The sequence below is a fragment of the Streptomyces sp. NPDC085946 genome, from assembly GCF_044540485.1.
Lineage (GTDB): Bacteria > Actinomycetota > Actinomycetes > Streptomycetales > Streptomycetaceae > Streptomyces.
Window position 1 is genome coordinate 235,348 of sequence record NZ_JBITSF010000008.1, and the last position, 15,411, is coordinate 250,758.

Annotated in this window: 22 protein-coding genes; all 22 read right to left on the reverse strand. The window is 70.4% G+C overall.

All coding sequences use genetic code 11. The features are described 5' to 3' along the window. The 22 genes from rplF to ACIF8T_RS18600 all read right to left on the reverse strand — a co-directional run bounded on the left by rplF (position 1) and on the right by ACIF8T_RS18600 (position 15,259). Entirely contained in the window at positions 1 to 540 is a 540-nt protein-coding gene (rplF, locus tag ACIF8T_RS18495) for a 50S ribosomal protein L6 (RefSeq protein WP_400036233.1), read from the reverse strand. 24 nt (positions 541 to 564) lie between these two features. Continuing rightward, positions 565 to 963 (reverse strand): 30S ribosomal protein S8, encoded by a 399-nt coding sequence (gene rpsH / locus ACIF8T_RS18500; RefSeq protein WP_029380979.1) that lies wholly within the window; start codon positions 961 to 963, stop codon positions 565 to 567. 212 nt (positions 964 to 1,175) lie between these two features. After that, a complete protein-coding gene (locus ACIF8T_RS18505) occupies positions 1,176 to 1,361 on the reverse strand; it encodes a type Z 30S ribosomal protein S14 (protein WP_003948630.1) in 186 nt (61 codons plus the stop codon). 5 nt (positions 1,362 to 1,366) lie between these two features. Continuing rightward, positions 1,367 to 1,924: a 50S ribosomal protein L5 gene (rplE, locus tag ACIF8T_RS18510; protein WP_358782558.1), complete on the reverse strand. Its 558-nt coding sequence runs from the start codon at positions 1,922 to 1,924 to the stop codon at positions 1,367 to 1,369. Next, entirely contained in the window at positions 1,924 to 2,247 is a 324-nt protein-coding gene (gene rplX, locus ACIF8T_RS18515; RefSeq protein WP_365828294.1) for a 50S ribosomal protein L24, read from the reverse strand. The genes rplE and rplX overlap by 1 nt, the downstream gene beginning before the upstream one ends. A 2-nt stretch (positions 2,248 to 2,249) precedes the next feature. Further along, on the reverse strand, positions 2,250 to 2,618 hold the full coding sequence (gene rplN / locus ACIF8T_RS18520) for a 50S ribosomal protein L14 (RefSeq protein WP_003998823.1): 369 nt from the start codon (positions 2,616 to 2,618) through the stop codon (positions 2,250 to 2,252). Positions 2,619 to 2,713: 95 nt separating this feature from the next. After that, complete coding sequence (rpsQ, locus tag ACIF8T_RS18525) at positions 2,714 to 3,001, reverse strand: 30S ribosomal protein S17 (protein WP_028420769.1); 288 nt, start codon at positions 2,999 to 3,001, stop codon at positions 2,714 to 2,716. After that, positions 2,998 to 3,222, reverse strand: a complete 225-nt coding sequence (gene rpmC, locus ACIF8T_RS18530) for a 50S ribosomal protein L29 (RefSeq protein ID WP_054217228.1) — start codon at positions 3,220 to 3,222, stop codon at positions 2,998 to 3,000. The genes rpsQ and rpmC overlap by 4 nt, the downstream gene beginning before the upstream one ends. Continuing rightward, positions 3,222 to 3,641 carry a 50S ribosomal protein L16 gene (gene rplP / locus ACIF8T_RS18535; protein WP_009190136.1) on the reverse strand — a complete coding sequence of 140 codons (420 nt, stop codon included), beginning with the start codon at positions 3,639 to 3,641 and terminating at the stop codon, positions 3,222 to 3,224. Before rplP ends, rpmC begins: the two co-directional genes overlap by 1 nt. A gap of 5 nt (positions 3,642 to 3,646) precedes the next feature. After that, complete coding sequence (gene rpsC / locus ACIF8T_RS18540; RefSeq protein WP_030233882.1) at positions 3,647 to 4,471, reverse strand: 30S ribosomal protein S3; 825 nt, start codon at positions 4,469 to 4,471, stop codon at positions 3,647 to 3,649. Further along, positions 4,471 to 4,818: a 50S ribosomal protein L22 gene (rplV, locus tag ACIF8T_RS18545; RefSeq protein WP_184818458.1), complete on the reverse strand. Its 348-nt coding sequence runs from the start codon at positions 4,816 to 4,818 to the stop codon at positions 4,471 to 4,473. The genes rpsC and rplV overlap by 1 nt, the downstream gene beginning before the upstream one ends. A 44-nt stretch (positions 4,819 to 4,862) precedes the next feature. Continuing rightward, positions 4,863 to 5,144 carry a 30S ribosomal protein S19 gene (gene rpsS / locus ACIF8T_RS18550; protein ID WP_030641188.1) on the reverse strand — a complete coding sequence of 94 codons (282 nt, stop codon included), beginning with the start codon at positions 5,142 to 5,144 and terminating at the stop codon, positions 4,863 to 4,865. Between the two features lie 12 nt (positions 5,145 to 5,156). After that, entirely contained in the window at positions 5,157 to 5,993 is an 837-nt protein-coding gene (gene rplB, locus ACIF8T_RS18555) for a 50S ribosomal protein L2 (RefSeq protein WP_400036237.1), read from the reverse strand. 40 nt (positions 5,994 to 6,033) lie between these two features. Continuing rightward, entirely contained in the window at positions 6,034 to 6,453 is a 420-nt protein-coding gene (gene rplW / locus ACIF8T_RS18560) for a 50S ribosomal protein L23 (protein WP_400036239.1), read from the reverse strand. After that, on the reverse strand, positions 6,453 to 7,109 hold the full coding sequence (rplD, locus tag ACIF8T_RS18565) for a 50S ribosomal protein L4 (protein ID WP_400036241.1): 657 nt from the start codon (positions 7,107 to 7,109) through the stop codon (positions 6,453 to 6,455). The genes rplW and rplD overlap by 1 nt, the downstream gene beginning before the upstream one ends. A gap of 8 nt (positions 7,110 to 7,117) precedes the next feature. Continuing rightward, positions 7,118 to 7,762, reverse strand: coding sequence for a 50S ribosomal protein L3 (gene rplC, locus ACIF8T_RS18570; protein ID WP_014674369.1), 645 nt, complete (start codon positions 7,760 to 7,762; stop codon positions 7,118 to 7,120). A 17-nt stretch (positions 7,763 to 7,779) separates the two neighbouring features. Next, on the reverse strand, positions 7,780 to 8,088 hold the full coding sequence (gene rpsJ, locus ACIF8T_RS18575; protein WP_003948644.1) for a 30S ribosomal protein S10: 309 nt from the start codon (positions 8,086 to 8,088) through the stop codon (positions 7,780 to 7,782). Positions 8,089 to 8,580: 492 nt separating this feature from the next. Further along, positions 8,581 to 9,066: an adenylyltransferase/cytidyltransferase family protein gene (locus ACIF8T_RS18580; RefSeq protein WP_400036243.1), complete on the reverse strand. Its 486-nt coding sequence runs from the start codon at positions 9,064 to 9,066 to the stop codon at positions 8,581 to 8,583. Then, positions 9,066 to 10,607: a fibronectin type III domain-containing protein gene (locus ACIF8T_RS18585; protein ID WP_400036245.1), complete on the reverse strand. Its 1,542-nt coding sequence runs from the start codon at positions 10,605 to 10,607 to the stop codon at positions 9,066 to 9,068. Before ACIF8T_RS18585 ends, ACIF8T_RS18580 begins: the two co-directional genes overlap by 1 nt. A 73-nt stretch (positions 10,608 to 10,680) precedes the next feature. Continuing rightward, positions 10,681 to 12,225: an oligosaccharide flippase family protein gene (locus ACIF8T_RS18590; RefSeq protein ID WP_400036247.1), complete on the reverse strand. Its 1,545-nt coding sequence runs from the start codon at positions 12,223 to 12,225 to the stop codon at positions 10,681 to 10,683. Next, positions 12,222 to 13,838, reverse strand: a complete 1,617-nt coding sequence (locus tag ACIF8T_RS18595; protein WP_400036249.1) for a hypothetical protein — start codon at positions 13,836 to 13,838, stop codon at positions 12,222 to 12,224. The genes ACIF8T_RS18590 and ACIF8T_RS18595 overlap by 4 nt, the downstream gene beginning before the upstream one ends. Next, positions 13,835 to 15,259 (reverse strand): hypothetical protein, encoded by a 1,425-nt coding sequence (locus ACIF8T_RS18600; RefSeq protein ID WP_400036250.1) that lies wholly within the window; start codon positions 15,257 to 15,259, stop codon positions 13,835 to 13,837. Before ACIF8T_RS18600 ends, ACIF8T_RS18595 begins: the two co-directional genes overlap by 4 nt. Positions 15,260 to 15,411 lie beyond the last annotated feature (152 nt).

A 15,411-nucleotide genomic window follows, 5' to 3' on the forward strand; every position in this document is an offset into this window, starting at 1 on the left:
TTACTTACCCGCCTTTCCGACCTTGCGGCGGATGACTTCGCCCTCGTACTTGACGCCCTTGGCCTTGTACGGGTCGGGCTTGCGCAGCTTGCGGATGTTGGCCGCAACCTCGCCGACCTTCTGCTTGTCGATGCCCTCGACCGAGAAACGGGTCGGGGTCTCCACCTTGAAGGTGATGCCCTCGGGCGCCTCGACGGTGATCGGGTGGCTGTAGCCCAGGGAGAACTCCAGGTTGGAGCCCTTGGCCTGGACGCGGTAACCGACACCGCTGATTTCGAGCTTCTTGACGTATCCCTGGGTCACACCGGTGATCATGTTCGCCACCAGCGTGCGGGACAGGCCGTGCAGGGCCTTGCTCTGCCGCTCGTCGTTCGGGCGGGTCACCTGGAGGGTGCCGTCGTCGCCCTTAGCGATCTCGATCGGCGCGACGACGGTGTGGGTCAGTTCGCCCTTGGGGCCCTTGACCGAGACCGTACGGCCGTCGATGGTGACGTCCACGCCGGCGGGAACCGGGATGGGGAGCTTGCCGATACGCGACATTGCTGTCTCTCCTCCGTTCCCGAATTACCAGACGTAGGCGAGGACTTCCCCACCCACGCCCTTCTTCTGCGCCTGCTTGTCGGTCAGCAGACCGTGGGACGTGGAGATGATGGCCACGCCCAGGCCGCCGAGAACCTTCGGCAGGTTGGTGGACTTCGCGTACACCCGGAGACCGGGCTTGGAGATCCGCTTGATGCCCGCGATGGAGCGCTCACGGTTCGGGCCGAACTTCAGCTCGAGGACGAGGTTCTTGCCGACCTCGGCGTCCTCGACGCGCCAGCCCGTGATGAAGCCCTCCTGCTGGAGGATCTCCGCAATGTGCGACTTGATCTTGGAGTGCGGCATCGACACCGAGTCGTGGTATGCCGAGTTCGCGTTCCGCAGACGCGTCAGCATGTCTGCGATCGGATCAGTCATGGTCATGAATTGGCCTTCGGCCTCTCTCGCCGGGGTTTCCTGGTGCGCCATCCCTCTCCCCGATCCGAGACGGGACGGGTGCGGCGCGGTGGACCTACGGCGTAGTAAGTCGTAAGGGCGGCGGCAGACGCCCAACCCCACAAGCCTAAGGCATGCGGGCTGGGCGTCCTGCCGCCCCGGTTGCTTACCGAGAGCTTCAGGAATCCCCAATAAGGGGATTACCAGGAGCTCTTGGTCACGCCCGGCAGCTCGCCACGGTGAGCCATCTCACGAAGGCACACGCGGCACAGGCCGAACTTGCGGTACACGGAGTGCGGGCGGCCGCAGCGCTGGCAGCGGGTGTAGCCACGCACACCGAACTTGGGCTTGCGAGCAGCCTTCGCGATGAGAGCCTTCTTCGCCATCTCGCTCACGCCTCCTTGAACGGGAAGCCGAGGTGACGGAGAAGGGCACGGCCCTCTTCGTCGTTGGTCGCCGTGGTCACCACGGTGATGTCCATACCCCGGACACGGTCGATCTTGTCCTGGTCGATCTCGTGGAACATGACCTGCTCCGTGAGACCGAAGGTGTAGTTGCCACGGCCGTCGAACTGCTTGGGGGACAGGCCGCGGAAGTCGCGGATGCGCGGCAGCGCGAGCGACAGGGTGCGGTCCAGGAACTCCCACATGCGGTCGCCACGGAGCGTGACGTGGGCACCGATCGGCTGGCCCTCACGCAGCTTGAACTGCGCGATGGACTTGCGGGCCTTGGTGACGGCCGGCTTCTGGCCGGTGATCGTGGTGAGGTCGCGCACGGCGCCCTCGATCAGCTTGGAGTCGCGGGCGGCGTCGCCCACACCCATGTTGACCACGATCTTGACGAGGCCCGGAACCTGCATGACGTTCTCGTACTTGAACTCGTCACGCAGCTTGCCGATGATCTCCTCGCGGTACTTCGTCTTGAGACGCGGAGTCACGGTGGTCGTCATCAGATGTCCTCACCCGTCCGCTTGGCAACGCGGATCTTGTTGCCCTCGTCGTCGAAGCGGTAGCCGACGCGGGTCGGGACCTTCTGGCCGTCCTTCTCCACGACCAGCATGACGTTGCTGACGTGGATGGGGGCCTCGGTGGTCACGATGCCGCCGGCCTGCGAACCGCGAGCGGTCGGCCCGGCCTTCGTGTGCTTCTTGACCCGGTTGACACCCTCGACCAGGACGCGCTCCTCGCGCGGGAAAGCGGCAATGACCTTGCCCTGCTTGCCCTTGTCCTTGCCGGTGATGACCTGGACCAGGTCGCCCTTCTTGATCTTCATGCTCACAGCACCTCCGGCGCGAGGGAGATGATCTTCATGAACTTCTTCTCGCGCAGCTCACGGCCCACCGGGCCGAAGATACGGGTGCCGCGAGGGTCGCCGTCGTTCTTCAAAATGACGGCGGCGTTCTCGTCGAAGCGGATGTACGAGCCGTCCGGACGGCGGCGCTCCTTCACGGTGCGAACGATGACCGCCTTGACGACGTCACCCTTCTTCACGTTGCCACCGGGGATCGCGTCCTTGACGGTGGCGACGATGACGTCACCGATACCCGCGTAGCGGCGACCGGAGCCACCGAGCACACGGATGCAGAGGATCTCCTTCGCACCCGTGTTGTCGGCGACACGCAGTCGCGACTCCTGCTGGATCACGTCTATCTCCTGATCGTCTGCCGGTTCCCCGGGGGCCGCTCACCGAGCGGCCCCCGGAGCCTGGCGGAACTGTCCTGCGGGATACCCCGCAGGAATTACTTGGCCTTCTCGAGGATCTCGACGACGCGCCAGCGCTTGGTCGCGGACAGCGGCCGGGTCTCCATCAGGAGGACGCGGTCGCCGACACCCGCGGCGTTCTGCTCGTCGTGCGCCTTGAGCTTGTTCGTACGGCGGATGACCTTGCCGTACAGCGCGTGCTTGACGCGGTCCTCGACGGCGACGACGACGGTCTTGTCCATCTTGTCGCTGACGACGTAGCCCTCACGGGTCTTGCGGAAGCCGCGCGCCTCGGTGTTCTGCTCAGTCACGTTGTTCTCGCTCATGCGTTCTCCACCGTTTCGATGCCCAGCTCGCGCTCGCGCATCAGGGTGTAGATCCGCGCGATGTCCTTACGGACGGCCTTCAGCCGACCGTGGTTCTCGAGCTGACCGGTCGCCGCCTGGAAGCGGAGGTTGAACAGCTCTTCCTTGGCCTCGCGGAGCTTGTCCAGCAGCTCCTCGTTGCCCAGCTCGCGCAGCTCGGACGCCTTGGTACCGGCCGACATCACGCTTCACCTGCCTCGCGCTTGACGATCCGGCACTTCATCGGCAGCTTGTGGGCCGCACGGGTCAGCGCCTCACGGGCGATCTTCTCGTTGGGGTACGACAGCTCGAACATCACGCGTCCGGGCTTGACGTTGGCGATCCACCACTCCGGAGAACCCTTACCGGAACCCATGCGGGTCTCGGCCGGCTTCTTGGTGAGGGGACGGTCCGGGTAGATGTTGATCCAGACCTTGCCGCCACGCTTGATGTGACGAGTCATGGCGATACGAGCCGCTTCGATCTGGCGGTTCGTGACGTACGCCGGGGTCAGCGCCTGGATGCCGTACTCGCCGAACGCAACCTGCGTGCCACCCTTGGACATGCCGTTGCGCTTGGGGTGGTGCTGCTTGCGGTGCTTGACCCTACGGGGGATCAGCATGGTGGTCAGGCCTCCGTTCCGGTGCTCTCAGCCGGAGCGGCGGACGCGGGAGCCTCGGCCTTGGGGGCCTCGGAACCAGCGGCCTGCTGCGGCTTGCGACCGCGCCGCTCGCCACCGCGGCCACCACGGGCCGGGCGGTCGGCGCCACCGCGGGCCGGGCGGTTGCCCGCACGGGCGGCAGCGTTCTCGGCGCGGACCTCGGCGATGTTCTTGACGTCGCCCTTGTAGATCCAGACCTTCACGCCGATGCGGCCGAAGGTCGTCTTGGCCTCGAAGAAGCCGTAGTCCACGTTCGCGCGGAGCGTGTGCAGGGGCACGCGGCCCTCGCGGTAGAACTCCGAGCGGGACATCTCGGCGCCGCCGAGGCGGCCGCCGCACTGGATCTTGATGCCCTTGGCGCCGGCCTTCATCGCCGACTGCATGCTCTTGCGCATGGCACGGCGGAAGGAGACGCGGGAGGAGAGCTGCTCGGCAACGGCCTGGGCCACGAGCTGAGCGTCCGTCTCGGGGTTCTTGACCTCGAGGATGTTCAGCTGGACCTGCTTGCCCGTGAGCTTCTCGAGGTCGCCGCGGATGCGGTCGGCCTCGGCGCCACGGCGGCCGATGACGATGCCCGGACGCGCGGTGTGGATGTCCACACGCACACGGTCACGGGTGCGCTCGATCTCGACCTTGGAGATGCCGGCGCGCTCCATGCCGGACGTCATCATCCGACGGATGGCGACGTCTTCCTTGACGTAGTCCTTGTACAGCTTGTCGGCGTACCAACGCGACTTGAAGTCGGTCGTGACACCGAGCCGGAACCCGTGCGGGTTTACCTTCTGGCCCATTACCGGGTTCCTTCCTTGCTGCTGACGACCACGGTGATGTGGCTGGTCCGCTTGCGGATCCGGTAGGCGCGGCCCTGGGCGCGCGGACGGAACCGCTTCAGGGTCGGGCCCTCGTCGACGTAGGCCTCGGAGATGTAGAGGCTGTCGACATCGGTGTGGTCGTAGTTGTGCGCGGCGTTGGCAATGGCGCTGTCCAGCACCTTGCCCACCGGCACGCTCGCGGCCTGCGGGGCGAAACGCAGGACCGCCTGAGCCTCCGTGGCGTTCATGCCACGGATGAGGTCCACCACGCGGCGGGCCTTCATGGGCGTGACGCGGATGTACCGCGCCTGGGCCCTGGCTTCCATGGTTGTCCCTTCAGTGTCTGTCATGGTCGATTGCACCCCGCCGACTAGCGGCGCTTCGACTTCCGGTCTTCCTTGACGTGGCCCCGGAAGGTGCGGGTCGGCGAGAACTCGCCGAGCTTGTGGCCGACCATCGACTCGGTGACAAACACCGGGATGTGGGTCTTGCCGTTGTGCACCGCGATCGTGTGGCCCAGCATCGCCGGGACGATCATCGAGCGACGGGACCAGGTCTTGATGACGTTCTTGGTACCGGCTTCGTTCTGCGTGTCCACCTTCTTCATCAGGTGGTCGTCGACGAAGGGCCCCTTCTTCAAGCTACGAGGCATCTCAACCCGTCCTTAGCGCTTCTTGTTCGTCTTGCGGCGGCGGACGATGTACTTGTTCGACGCCTTCTTGGGCGAACGAGTACGGCCTTCCTTCTTGCCCCACGGGGACACGGGGTGGCGACCACCGGAGGTCCGGCCCTCACCACCACCGTGCGGGTGGTCAACCGGGTTCATGACCACACCACGGACGGTCGGGCGAACGCCCAGCCACCGCTTGCGGCCCGCCTTGCCCCAGTTGATGTTGCTCTGCTCGGCGTTGCCGACCTCGCCGACGGTGGCGCGGCAGCGGACGTCGACCAGGCGGATCTCACCGGACGGCATGCGCAGGTGGGCGTAGGCGCCCTCCTTCGCGAGCAGCTGCACGGAGGCGCCGGCGGAGCGGGCGAACTTCGCGCCGCCGCCCGGACGCAGCTCGATGGCGTGCAGGGTCGTACCGACCGGGATGTTGCGCAGGGCGAGGTTGTTGCCCGGCTTGATGTCGGCCCCGGGACCGTTCTCGACGCGGTCGCCCTGGTTCAGGCCACGCGGCGCGAGGATGTAGCGCTTCTCGCCGTCCGCGTAGTGCAGGAGCGCGATGCGCGCGGTGCGGTTGGGGTCGTACTCGATGTGCGCGACCTTCGCCGGCACGCCGTCCTTGTCGTGACGACGGAAGTCGATCACGCGGTAGGCGCGCTTGTGGCCACCGCCCTGGTGGCGGACGGTCACACGACCGGAATTGTTACGGCCGCCCTTGCTGTGCAGCGGGCGAACCAGCGACTTCTCCGGCGTGGACCGCGTGACCTCGACGAAGTCGGCGACGCTGGAGCCACGACGGCCCGGAGTCGTCGGCTTGTACTTGCGGATACCCATTTCTCAGTCCTCGTCCGATATCGGACGATCCGGACCGCCGTCAGGCGGTCGGACCGCCGAAGATGTCGATACGGTCGCCCTCGGCGAGGGTCACGATCGCGCGCTTGGTGGACGCACGCTGGCCGAAGCCGGTGCGGGTCCGCTTGCGCTTGCCCTGGCGGTTGATCGTGTTGACCCCGGTGACCTTGACCTGGAAGACCGACTGCACGGCCTGCTTGATCTGGGTCTTGTTGGCGTTCGGGTCGACGATGAACGTGTACTTGTTCTCGTCGAGAAGCGCGTAGCTCTTCTCCGACACGACCGGCTTCAGCAGCACGTCACGGGGGTCCGTGTACGCCTTGCTCGCCGGGGTGACGACGGTGTTCTTGCCCTCGGTGGCGTGGCGGCGCGCCTTCTTGACGCGGGCCTCCTTGGCCTTCTTCGCGGCCTTCGAGGCGATGGAGGGGTGACGGATAGCCATCAGACCTCGCTCCCTTCGTTGTCATTGGCCTTCGGGCCGGCGACGAAGGACTCGAAAGCGGCCTGGGTGAAGACCACGTCGTCCGAGACGAGAACGTCGTACGTGTTCAGCTGGCCCGGCTCCAGGATGTGGACCTGGGGCAGGTTGCGGGCGGACAGCCACGCGGCCTCGTCGGCGCGGTCGACGACCAGGAGCAGGTTCTTGCGCTCGCTGATCTTGCCGAACAGGCTCTTGGCGGCCTTCGTGGAGGGGTTCTCGCCCTCGACCACGCCGGTGACGACGTGGATGCGGTTGTGACGCGCCCGGTCGGTGAGGGCGTGACGCAGCGCGGCAGCCTTCATCTTCTTGGGCGTGCGCTGCGAGTAGTCGCGCGGCACGGGACCGTGCACGACGCCACCACCGGCGAACTGCGGCGCGCGGGTCGAACCCTGGCGGGCGCGACCGGTGCCCTTCTGGCGGTACGGCTTCTTGCCACCGCCGCGGACCTCGCCACGCGTCTTGGTCTTGTGGGTGCCCTGGCGGGCAGCGGCCAGCTGCGCGACGACGACCTGGTGGATCAGCGGGACGCTGACCTTCTCAACGCCGAAGATCTCCGCGGGGAGCTCGACGGTACCGGCCTTGTCGCCCGCCGGCGAAAGGATGTCAACAGTGCTCATCGGTTACCTCAGGCCCCCTTGGCCGCGGTGCGGACCAGGACGAGGCCGCCGTTCGGACCGGGAACCGCGCCCTTGATGAGCAGCAGACCCTTCTCCGCGTCAACGGCGTGGACGGTCAGGTTCTGGGTGGTGACCCGCTCGTTGCCCATGCGACCCGCCATGCGGAGGCCCTTGAACACACGGCCCGGGGTGGCGCAGCCACCGATGGAACCGGGAGAGCGGTGCTTGCGCTGGGTGCCGTGTCCGGCGCCGAGGCCACGGAAGTTGTGGCGCTTCATGACACCGGCGAAGCCCTTGCCCTTGCTCTTGCCGGTCACGTCGACCTTCACGCCGGCCTCGAACACCTCGGCGGTGATCTCCTGGCCCAGCGTGTACTCGGAGGCGTCCGCGGTGCGGATCTCGACGAGGTGGCGACGGGGGGTGACGTCGGCCTTGGCGAAGTGACCCTTGAGGGGCTTGTTCACCTTGCGCGGGTCGATCTCGCCGAAGGCGATCTGGACGGACTCGTAGCCGTCGACGTCGTTCGTGCGGACCTGGGTGACGACGTTCGGCCCGGCCTTGACGACGGTGACGGGAACGACACGGTTGTTCTCGTCCCACACCTGCGTCATACCGAGCTTCTCGCCCAGGATGCCCTTGATCTGCTTAGCCATCGTTCAGATCACCGGCCTCAGAGCTTGATCTCGATGTCGACACCGGCCGGGAGGTCGAGTCGCATCAGAGAGTCAACGGTCTTGGGGGTCGGGTCGAGGATGTCGATCAGGCGCTTGTGCGTGCGCATCTCGAAGTGCTCGCGCGAGTCCTTGTACTTGTGCGGCGACTTGATGACGCAGTACACGTTCTTCTCAGTGGGCAGCGGCACCGGGCCCGCGACCGACGCACCAGTGCGGGTCACCGTCTCGACGATCTTCTTCGCCGAGCTGTCGATGACCTCGTGGTCGTAGGCCTTGAGCCGGATGCGGATCTTCTGTCCCGCCATGGCTACTTCGTAGTCCTGTCTCTCTACAGCTCTGGAACCCGGGGCCCCTCGTCGTTCCTCCGACCCACGCGGTCGGGCGTGTCGCGCTCCCGCTGACACAGATGTCCCTTGTCCGAACATCCCTGCGGGATTGCGCACGGCCCTTCCGGAACCGCGGGTCGGGGGCGAGATGCCCACCGGGTGCCTGGCCGGTGCCGCGCCCACGCTTCCCGGAAGATTCCCGTACGTCCGCCCCAGCGCTGCCGTGGTGGCAGTTAGGGCGACGAGTACTGTGGGACTCGCTTCCGGTCCTCCCGGCGGGAGGCGCGCAGCATCAACACTCGACCGAGCAACTCCGACAGTCTGCCACAGGGGGCAGGGCGGATGCCAATCGAGCCGGAGAGAATACCCCGGGAGTGATGTAGGTCAAACGCGGCGGCGCGCGGCGCGGGTCCCCTCCGGGCAGGGGAACGCCCTCCGGCCGGTGCGTGACCGGAGGGCGCCGGCCGGCGCCTAACCCCGGCGGGGCACGAGGGCGTCCGCCCCGGCCGGAGCCGCCCGCGGCCCGGCGCCCGGGTCCGCGGCGAGCAGGTCCAGGGCGTGGCGCAGCAGCGTGCTGGAGGTGTGCGCGGTGTAGGGGAAGTAGACGACCTCCACGCCGACCCGCGCGAACTCCGCTTCGAGCCGCGTCCAGACGTCCGTGCCGAGCCAGTCGTCGCCCTTGAAGATCACGTCGAAGCCGACGTCCCGCCAGATCTCGATCTTGTCGTCGACGGACGCGACGAAGGTCTCGTCCACGTAGCGGACGCTGCGGACGATCTCCAGCCGCTCGGAGAGCGGTACGACCGGCGGCCTGCCCTTCAGGCGCTCCACCAGGTCGTCGGAGCAGACGCCCGCGACGAGGCGGTCGCAGTGTTCCCGGGCGCGGCGCAGGATGTTGAGGTGGCCGACGTGGAAGAGGTCGAAGACCCCGGGCGCGTAGCCGAGACGCTCCGCCATCAGCGCTCTTCCTTCGGCCGCTCGGCCACGGCCGTCGTCACGTCGAGTTCCTTCGACGGAGGCGTCGTGTTGTCGCCGTCGGTGACCGCGATCGCGTAGCGGTGGCGCGCGCCGGGGACGACCGTGTCCGTGTACGTCATGTCCGGGCGGTCCCAGGAGGCGGAGCGCTGCGTCCGCGACGCGACGCGGCGGCCGTCCCGGTAGATCAGGTAGGTCAGCTCCGCGTCGTCCCGGTCCCACGCGGCACGCCAGGTGAGCGTGACGCGGCCGGCCGAGGTGTCCGCGACCTTCAGCCGGGGAGGGGCCTCGGGCGCCCCGGTGTCGGGCCCGGCGGCGAAGCGGGTCAGGCTCTGCTGCGGCTGGTCGTTGACCGTGGTGAACTCGCCGCCGGCCCACAGGACCCCGTCCGCCACCGTCAGCACCCGCGGGCCGTTCTGCTCGCCGATGCCGCCGTTGGTGTCGGGGAACCAGTGCAGGATGCGCTTGTCGCGGACCGACTGGGCCAGGAAGTGCTGGCGGTCGTTGTGCTCCGGGAAGCCTCCCGGCGTCTCGCTGCAGTTGTGGGCGTGGGAGCCGCTGTAGAGGACGCCGGCGTGGACGGCGACGGTCTGGGTGGCGCCCAGGCAGTTGTCCTTCCACACCAGCGTGTCGTCGGCGAGGCGGCCCGCGAGGCGGCCGTCGAAGACGCCGGTGCCCCTGCCCTCGGCCGCCAGGTAGAAGCGGGTGGCGTCCCGGGCCAGCGCCTTCACGGACGACCTCTTCGGCAGCCAGTCCCGGTAGGAGGCCACCGTCGCGCCGGTCGTGGGGTGCAGGCCGACGAGCGCGTGGTCCTCCGCGCCGTTCACCCGGTGGAAGTCGCCGCCGACCATGAGCTTGCCGTGCTCGGGAACGGCCATGATCGCCCGCACCGGAGCGTCGAAGTCCGCCTTGAAGGGCAGCAGGGCGCCCTTCGGCGTGAACGCGGCGATGCGCGCGCGGCTGCGGCCGTCGGCGAGCAGGAAGTCGCCTCCGACGTAGACCGCCGCGTCGGTGACCTCGATGGCCCGGACGAACGACGACATCGCGGGGCGGAAGTCCTCGCGCAGCGCGCAGTCGGCCGTGTCGAGCGCGGCCGCGCTGGCCACGCCCGTCCCCGCGGCCCTGTTGAACGAGCCGCCGACGAACAGCACCCGGCCGTCGCGCGACGCCTTCAGCGCCCGGACGGTGTTGCCGCTGCCGGAGAAGGCGGGGGCACAGGGCAGCAGTTCGCCGGTGGCGGCGTCGAAGGCGGCGAAGTTCCGGCGGGGGACCTCCCCCTCGCCGGGCTCCGCGCCCGGCGGGCGGACGCTGCCGAAGGTGCCGCCCACGTAGACGACTCCGCGGGCGTACTCGACCGTCCAGACGATGCCGTCGGTCTGCCAGGTCGCCAACGGGTCGGCGGTGAAGGTCTCTTCGTCGCCGTTCGCCGCGGAGGCCGGGGCGGTGAGGAGCGAGGCGGCCGCGAGGAGGACCACAGCGGAAGCCGTGGTGGCGCCCCTCGTCGTCTTTTTTCTCAGGCGCATGGAACATCCCGGGTGGCAGGAGGTACGGGGGTGAGAAAGGGAGAAGGTGCTGCGGTGGGGTGTCCGGACGGCCTCATGGGGCGCGTGTCCGCAGCACACCGACGAGCTCGCGCACTCCCAGCGGAGTACGAAATCGCCACAAACTTATACTGAACACGCACAACGCCAGGGCGATGGCGACGGCAAGTCCGACGGCCGTGTCACCGGCCAGCAGCCGGGCGGGAAGCAGCAGGGGCACCGTGAGACCCAGCCCCGTGGCCGTCGCGAGGACGTACCCGTCGTCGACGACCGTGAAGCCCGGGTGCCGCCGCACCAGCGCGGCCGAGGCGAGGTTCTCGACGACGGTCGCCGCTCCCCAGGACAGCGCGGCTCCCAGCACGCCCAGCCGGGGAACGGCCAGCACGCCGACCGTCAGCTGCACCGCGAACGCGGCACCGGTGACGGCGAGGTGCCAGGTGCTCTTCCCGGCCATGAGCAGCACGGTCTGGGCGTTCCCCACCCCGACGTTGACCGCCGCGGCGACGCAGAGCACGACGAGCGCGTCCGCGCCCCGCGTGAACTCCGGCCCGAACAGGGACAGGACGGTGCCCGGGAAGCTCGTGAGCAGGGCGAGCAGCGGCCAGGAGAACAGCACGATCCAGCGCGTCGCCACGCGGTGCAGGTGGTGGGCCTGCGTCAGGTCGCCCACGACGAGGAGGCGGCTGATCTGCGGGGCGACGGCCAGCCGGACGGCGAGCTGGAGCAGGGTCGCCGCGATGACGACCCGGCCGACGGCCGTGTAGATCCCCGCCTCCTCGCTCGTGGCGAGGCCCGAGAGCAGGACGACGCCCACCCAGACCGAGCCGATGTCGAAGAGCGAGGAGACCGCCCGGGGCGCGGCGAACGCCCAGAAGCCCCGCCGGTCGGCGGCCTCCTGGGAGCGGGGCGCGCGGGCGGGGGCCGTGCGCCGGCAGCGCCGCAGCGCGTACCAGGCCATGACGGTGCCGGCCAGGGAGGGGGCGAGCCAGGCCGCGGCCAGCCCCAGCACCCCCGGGGCCAGCAGCGCGACCGGTACGGCGACCAGGACGCGCAGGACTGGTTTGCCGATCTGCTCGACGCCGACGAACGGCACCACGGTGCCGAACCCCTGCGTGGCGCCCAGCAGGACGAGGCCGACCGTGGCCGGTGGCAGGAACAGGGCGAACAGCCGGACGAGGGTCACCGCGTCGTCCGGGGCGAGGTTCGGCAGCAGCGCGGTGGCCGCCCGGGGCGAGCAGAACAGCAGCGCGGCGGCCGCGGTGCTCACCGCGGCCCCCGGCAGCACGGCGCTGCGCAGCAGTGCGCCGACCCGGCGGCCGCCGCTGGTGGCCAGGTCGCGGGAGACGAAGCGCACCAGCCCGGTGTCGGCGCCGAGCTTGCAGGCGTTGCACAGGATGGTGAAGACGGCGACGCCGGTGAACACCGCGCCCGCCCCGTACGCCCCGAGGGCGCGGGTGACCAGGGCGACCAGGGCGTAGCCGAGGACGGCGTTGACCGCCGCGCCCAGGAAGCCCCACCACCCGCCGCGCGCGGTGGCGGCCACCCCGGAGCGGGCGGCCGGCGGGCCGGTGGCGGGGGCGGCCGTGCGGGGGGCGTTCACCGGGGGACGCTGAGCGTGTCGTCCCGCACGGGCGCGGACGACTCCTCGATCAGGTCGTCGGCCGGCGCGGACGGGTGCGGACGGGTGCGCCGGCGCAACCGGCCGCCGTCCGCGGCGCGGCGGGGACGGCCGTCCGGTGCGGTGCCGTCGAGCACCGCGCCCACGAGGTGTCCGCCCGCGCAGCCGATCAGCTCGCGGACCCGCCTGAGGTCGTCCCGCCTGGTGTGGTCCAGCCCGGCCACGACCAGCACGCCGGCCACGCGCTGGGCGGCCGCGAGACCGTCGGCGTGTTCGAGGAGCGGCCGGGTGAGGACGAGGGCCGTCCCGGCGGAGCCGGGGGGCGGGAGGGTCCGCGTCACCGCGGGGGCCGCCGCGGGGCCGTGTCCCGGGGTGCCGGGGCCGCCGGGCAGGAGGACGAACCGCCCGGCCGCGCCCGCGTCGACGGTCACGCCGCCCTCCGGAGTGCCGCCGGGGGCCCCGTCGCCGGTCACCAGCGGCAGCCGGGCCGGGAGTCCGGGGGTGTCCGGGGCGGCGGTGGCGTCCACCAGGAGGACGTCGTCGCCGTACTCCGCGAGGGCGGCGGCGAGGTTCACCGCGGCGGCCTCGGCGTGGCGGTCCTGCCGGGGTGCCGCGATCAGGAGGGGGCCGGCCCCGGCCCGGCCCTCCCCGGCACGCAGGCGGAAGGCGAGGGCCCGGTACGCCTCCGCGCGGTCGCCCGCGACCCGGCCGACCTGGAGCAGGTCCGCGTCGTCCGGGTCCGGGCCGGGGAGGACGCCGAGCACCGGGGCGCCCAGGGCTCCCTGGACCTCGCCGACCGAGCGCGCCCGGGGTTCCAGGGCGGAGCGCAGCCAGGCGAGCACGACCCCCAGGAGGGCGCCGCTCAGCAGGCCGAGCGCGACGAGCCACGCGGGGCCCGGTCCGGCGGGCCGGGCCGGCGGCTCGGCCCGCCGCACGACGTCGCCCCCGGACGTGTCGTAGGCCCTGATGTCCGAGGCCCGTTTCTGCAGGGCGGCGATCTGGTCCCGCAGGCCCGCGGTCGACGTGGCGGAGTCGTCGGACTTCTCGTCGATCCGCCGGGTCAGCGCCTCGATCTGCCGGTCCAGCCCGCTCGTCATCCGCCGCACCATGGCCCGGGTGCGGTCCTGGCGGTCGGCGAGGTAGGCGTCGGCGAACGCGTTGGTCACCCGGGCCGACCGATCGGCCGTGTCCGCGGTGTACTCGAACCTGAGGACCTGGGTGTCCGGGGGGTTCGTGACCCGGAGGTCGTCCAGCAGCGCGTCGGCCCGGGAGGGCTGTCCGAGCGCGGCCGCCGCGCGGGCCGCGACGGTGGCGCTGAGCGCGATCTGCCGCTCGGTGCCCATGCTCACCTGGTTGTCGGCGGCCACGCCGAACGTGCTGAACGGGTCCGTCCTGGCGCGGACCAGCACCTCGCCGGTGGAGCTGTAGCTGCCCGCCCGCAGCACCACCAGCAGCACGGAGCCGAGCAGCCCCAGGACGACGCCCGCCGCGAGGGTGCCGCGGTACCGCAGCAGCCGACGCAGCTGGTCGCGGAGCTGGTCGGGGTCGTCGTACCGGTCGTCGTGGGGCACGTCGGCGCTGGGGGGGCTGGTCACGGATGCCTCCGGTGTCCGGGGATGGGGGCGTGGCCCGCCGCGGGCGGCCGCGCCGGTGCCCGGGGCGGCGACGACCGGGTGACGGCGCGGGTGGTGATGAGGAGCGGGACCGCCAGGAGCAGCAGCAGGGGTCCGACGATCGCCATGAGGCTGCCGCGCAGCAGGATGATCTGGTAGAAGGCGAAGGCCGGGACCAGCAGGACCGCCAGGGTCACCTGCCCGTCCCGCGCCCGGTCGCGGAGGTCGTCCATGCGGCGGCCGGCCATCCCCAGCAGGCAGAAGGCGGCGGCGACGCAGGGGGCGCCGCCCCACAGGTAGGTCTCGATCCACAGCGGCGCCGACAGGTTGGAGAAGTCGTAGCCCGCGTAGTGGGCGAGCTCGATGCCCGTGGTCTGCGGTTTGCCGGGCCACAGGGAGCGGGGCACCATGAACAGGGCGGGACCGAGCGCGGCCGACGGCGAGAAGCCGTGGTCCGCCGCATAGTCGATGCCGGTCTGCATCTGCTGGAAGGCGTCGTAGTCCATGGTCGTGCTGAACTGCTCCGTCAGGGTCAGCACCCGGACCGCCTCCCGCTCGTCGTAGCGGAAGTAGTCGCTGTACGGGAAGACGAACAGCACGCCGGCCGTGACCGCCGCCGCGGCCACGCGGAAGGCCCGGGGGCCGGCGCACCGCCGCCACGAGAAGAGCAGGACCAGCAGGACGGTGCCGGCCCAGAAGCGGGGCCGGCTGATGGGGTTGTTGACGATCACGTTGAGCGCGACGAGGGCGGGCAGCAGCGCCCAGCGGACGCCGCGCAGCAGGCGGTCGCCGGACGCCCGGCGGGGCAGGTGCAGCAGGGCGAGCAGGGCCCAGAAGGCGGGCACGGCGACGGCCCACACCCACAGCGCCCGTGCCGAGTCCTCCTCGGCGCCCGACTGCCGCAGGGCCTGCCGGCTGGTGAAGAACGCCTCCACGCCGCCCTGCTGCCACGGGACCACCGTGACCGCGAGGAGCAGGGACAGGCCGCACAGCAGGAGGACGGGCACGGGCGCGAGCCGGCGCGACAGCAGGCGTTTGAGCACCGCCGGCCCGCCGCCCGCGCGCCGGGCGGCGAGCACCGCGCCCGCGCTGTGGGCGAGCAGCCCGAGCTCGGTCAGCGCGACGGCGGCGACGGCGGTCGGCTCACCGGTCCGGTAGTCCAGCGGGTAGGTGTCGGTGGCGAGCATGGCGAGCGGCGCGAGCCCGAGCCACACGTAGGCGAAGAGCCAGAAGCCGAAGGCGACCAGGCGCACCGACGGGGCGGTGAGGACCCGGACGAGCGCTCCGCCGGTGTGCAGGACGACGACGCACTGCACGGCGAGCGCCGTGCCGAAGCGGGTGCCGGTGTCCAGCAGGACGAGCGCCGGGAGCAGGGCGACGAGCACGAGGGTCCAGCAGCACACGGCTGCGGCACAACGCTCTGTGCTGCCTCGCACCTGCACCCCCGATGAAGCGGGCAAACGGAATGAATGGGCGCCAAGTGATTTATAGCCCAGCTATCGGACTTATCGTCAGAATTCCCGAGGGTGTTTTGTGCGGCGCGAATGACCGTTGA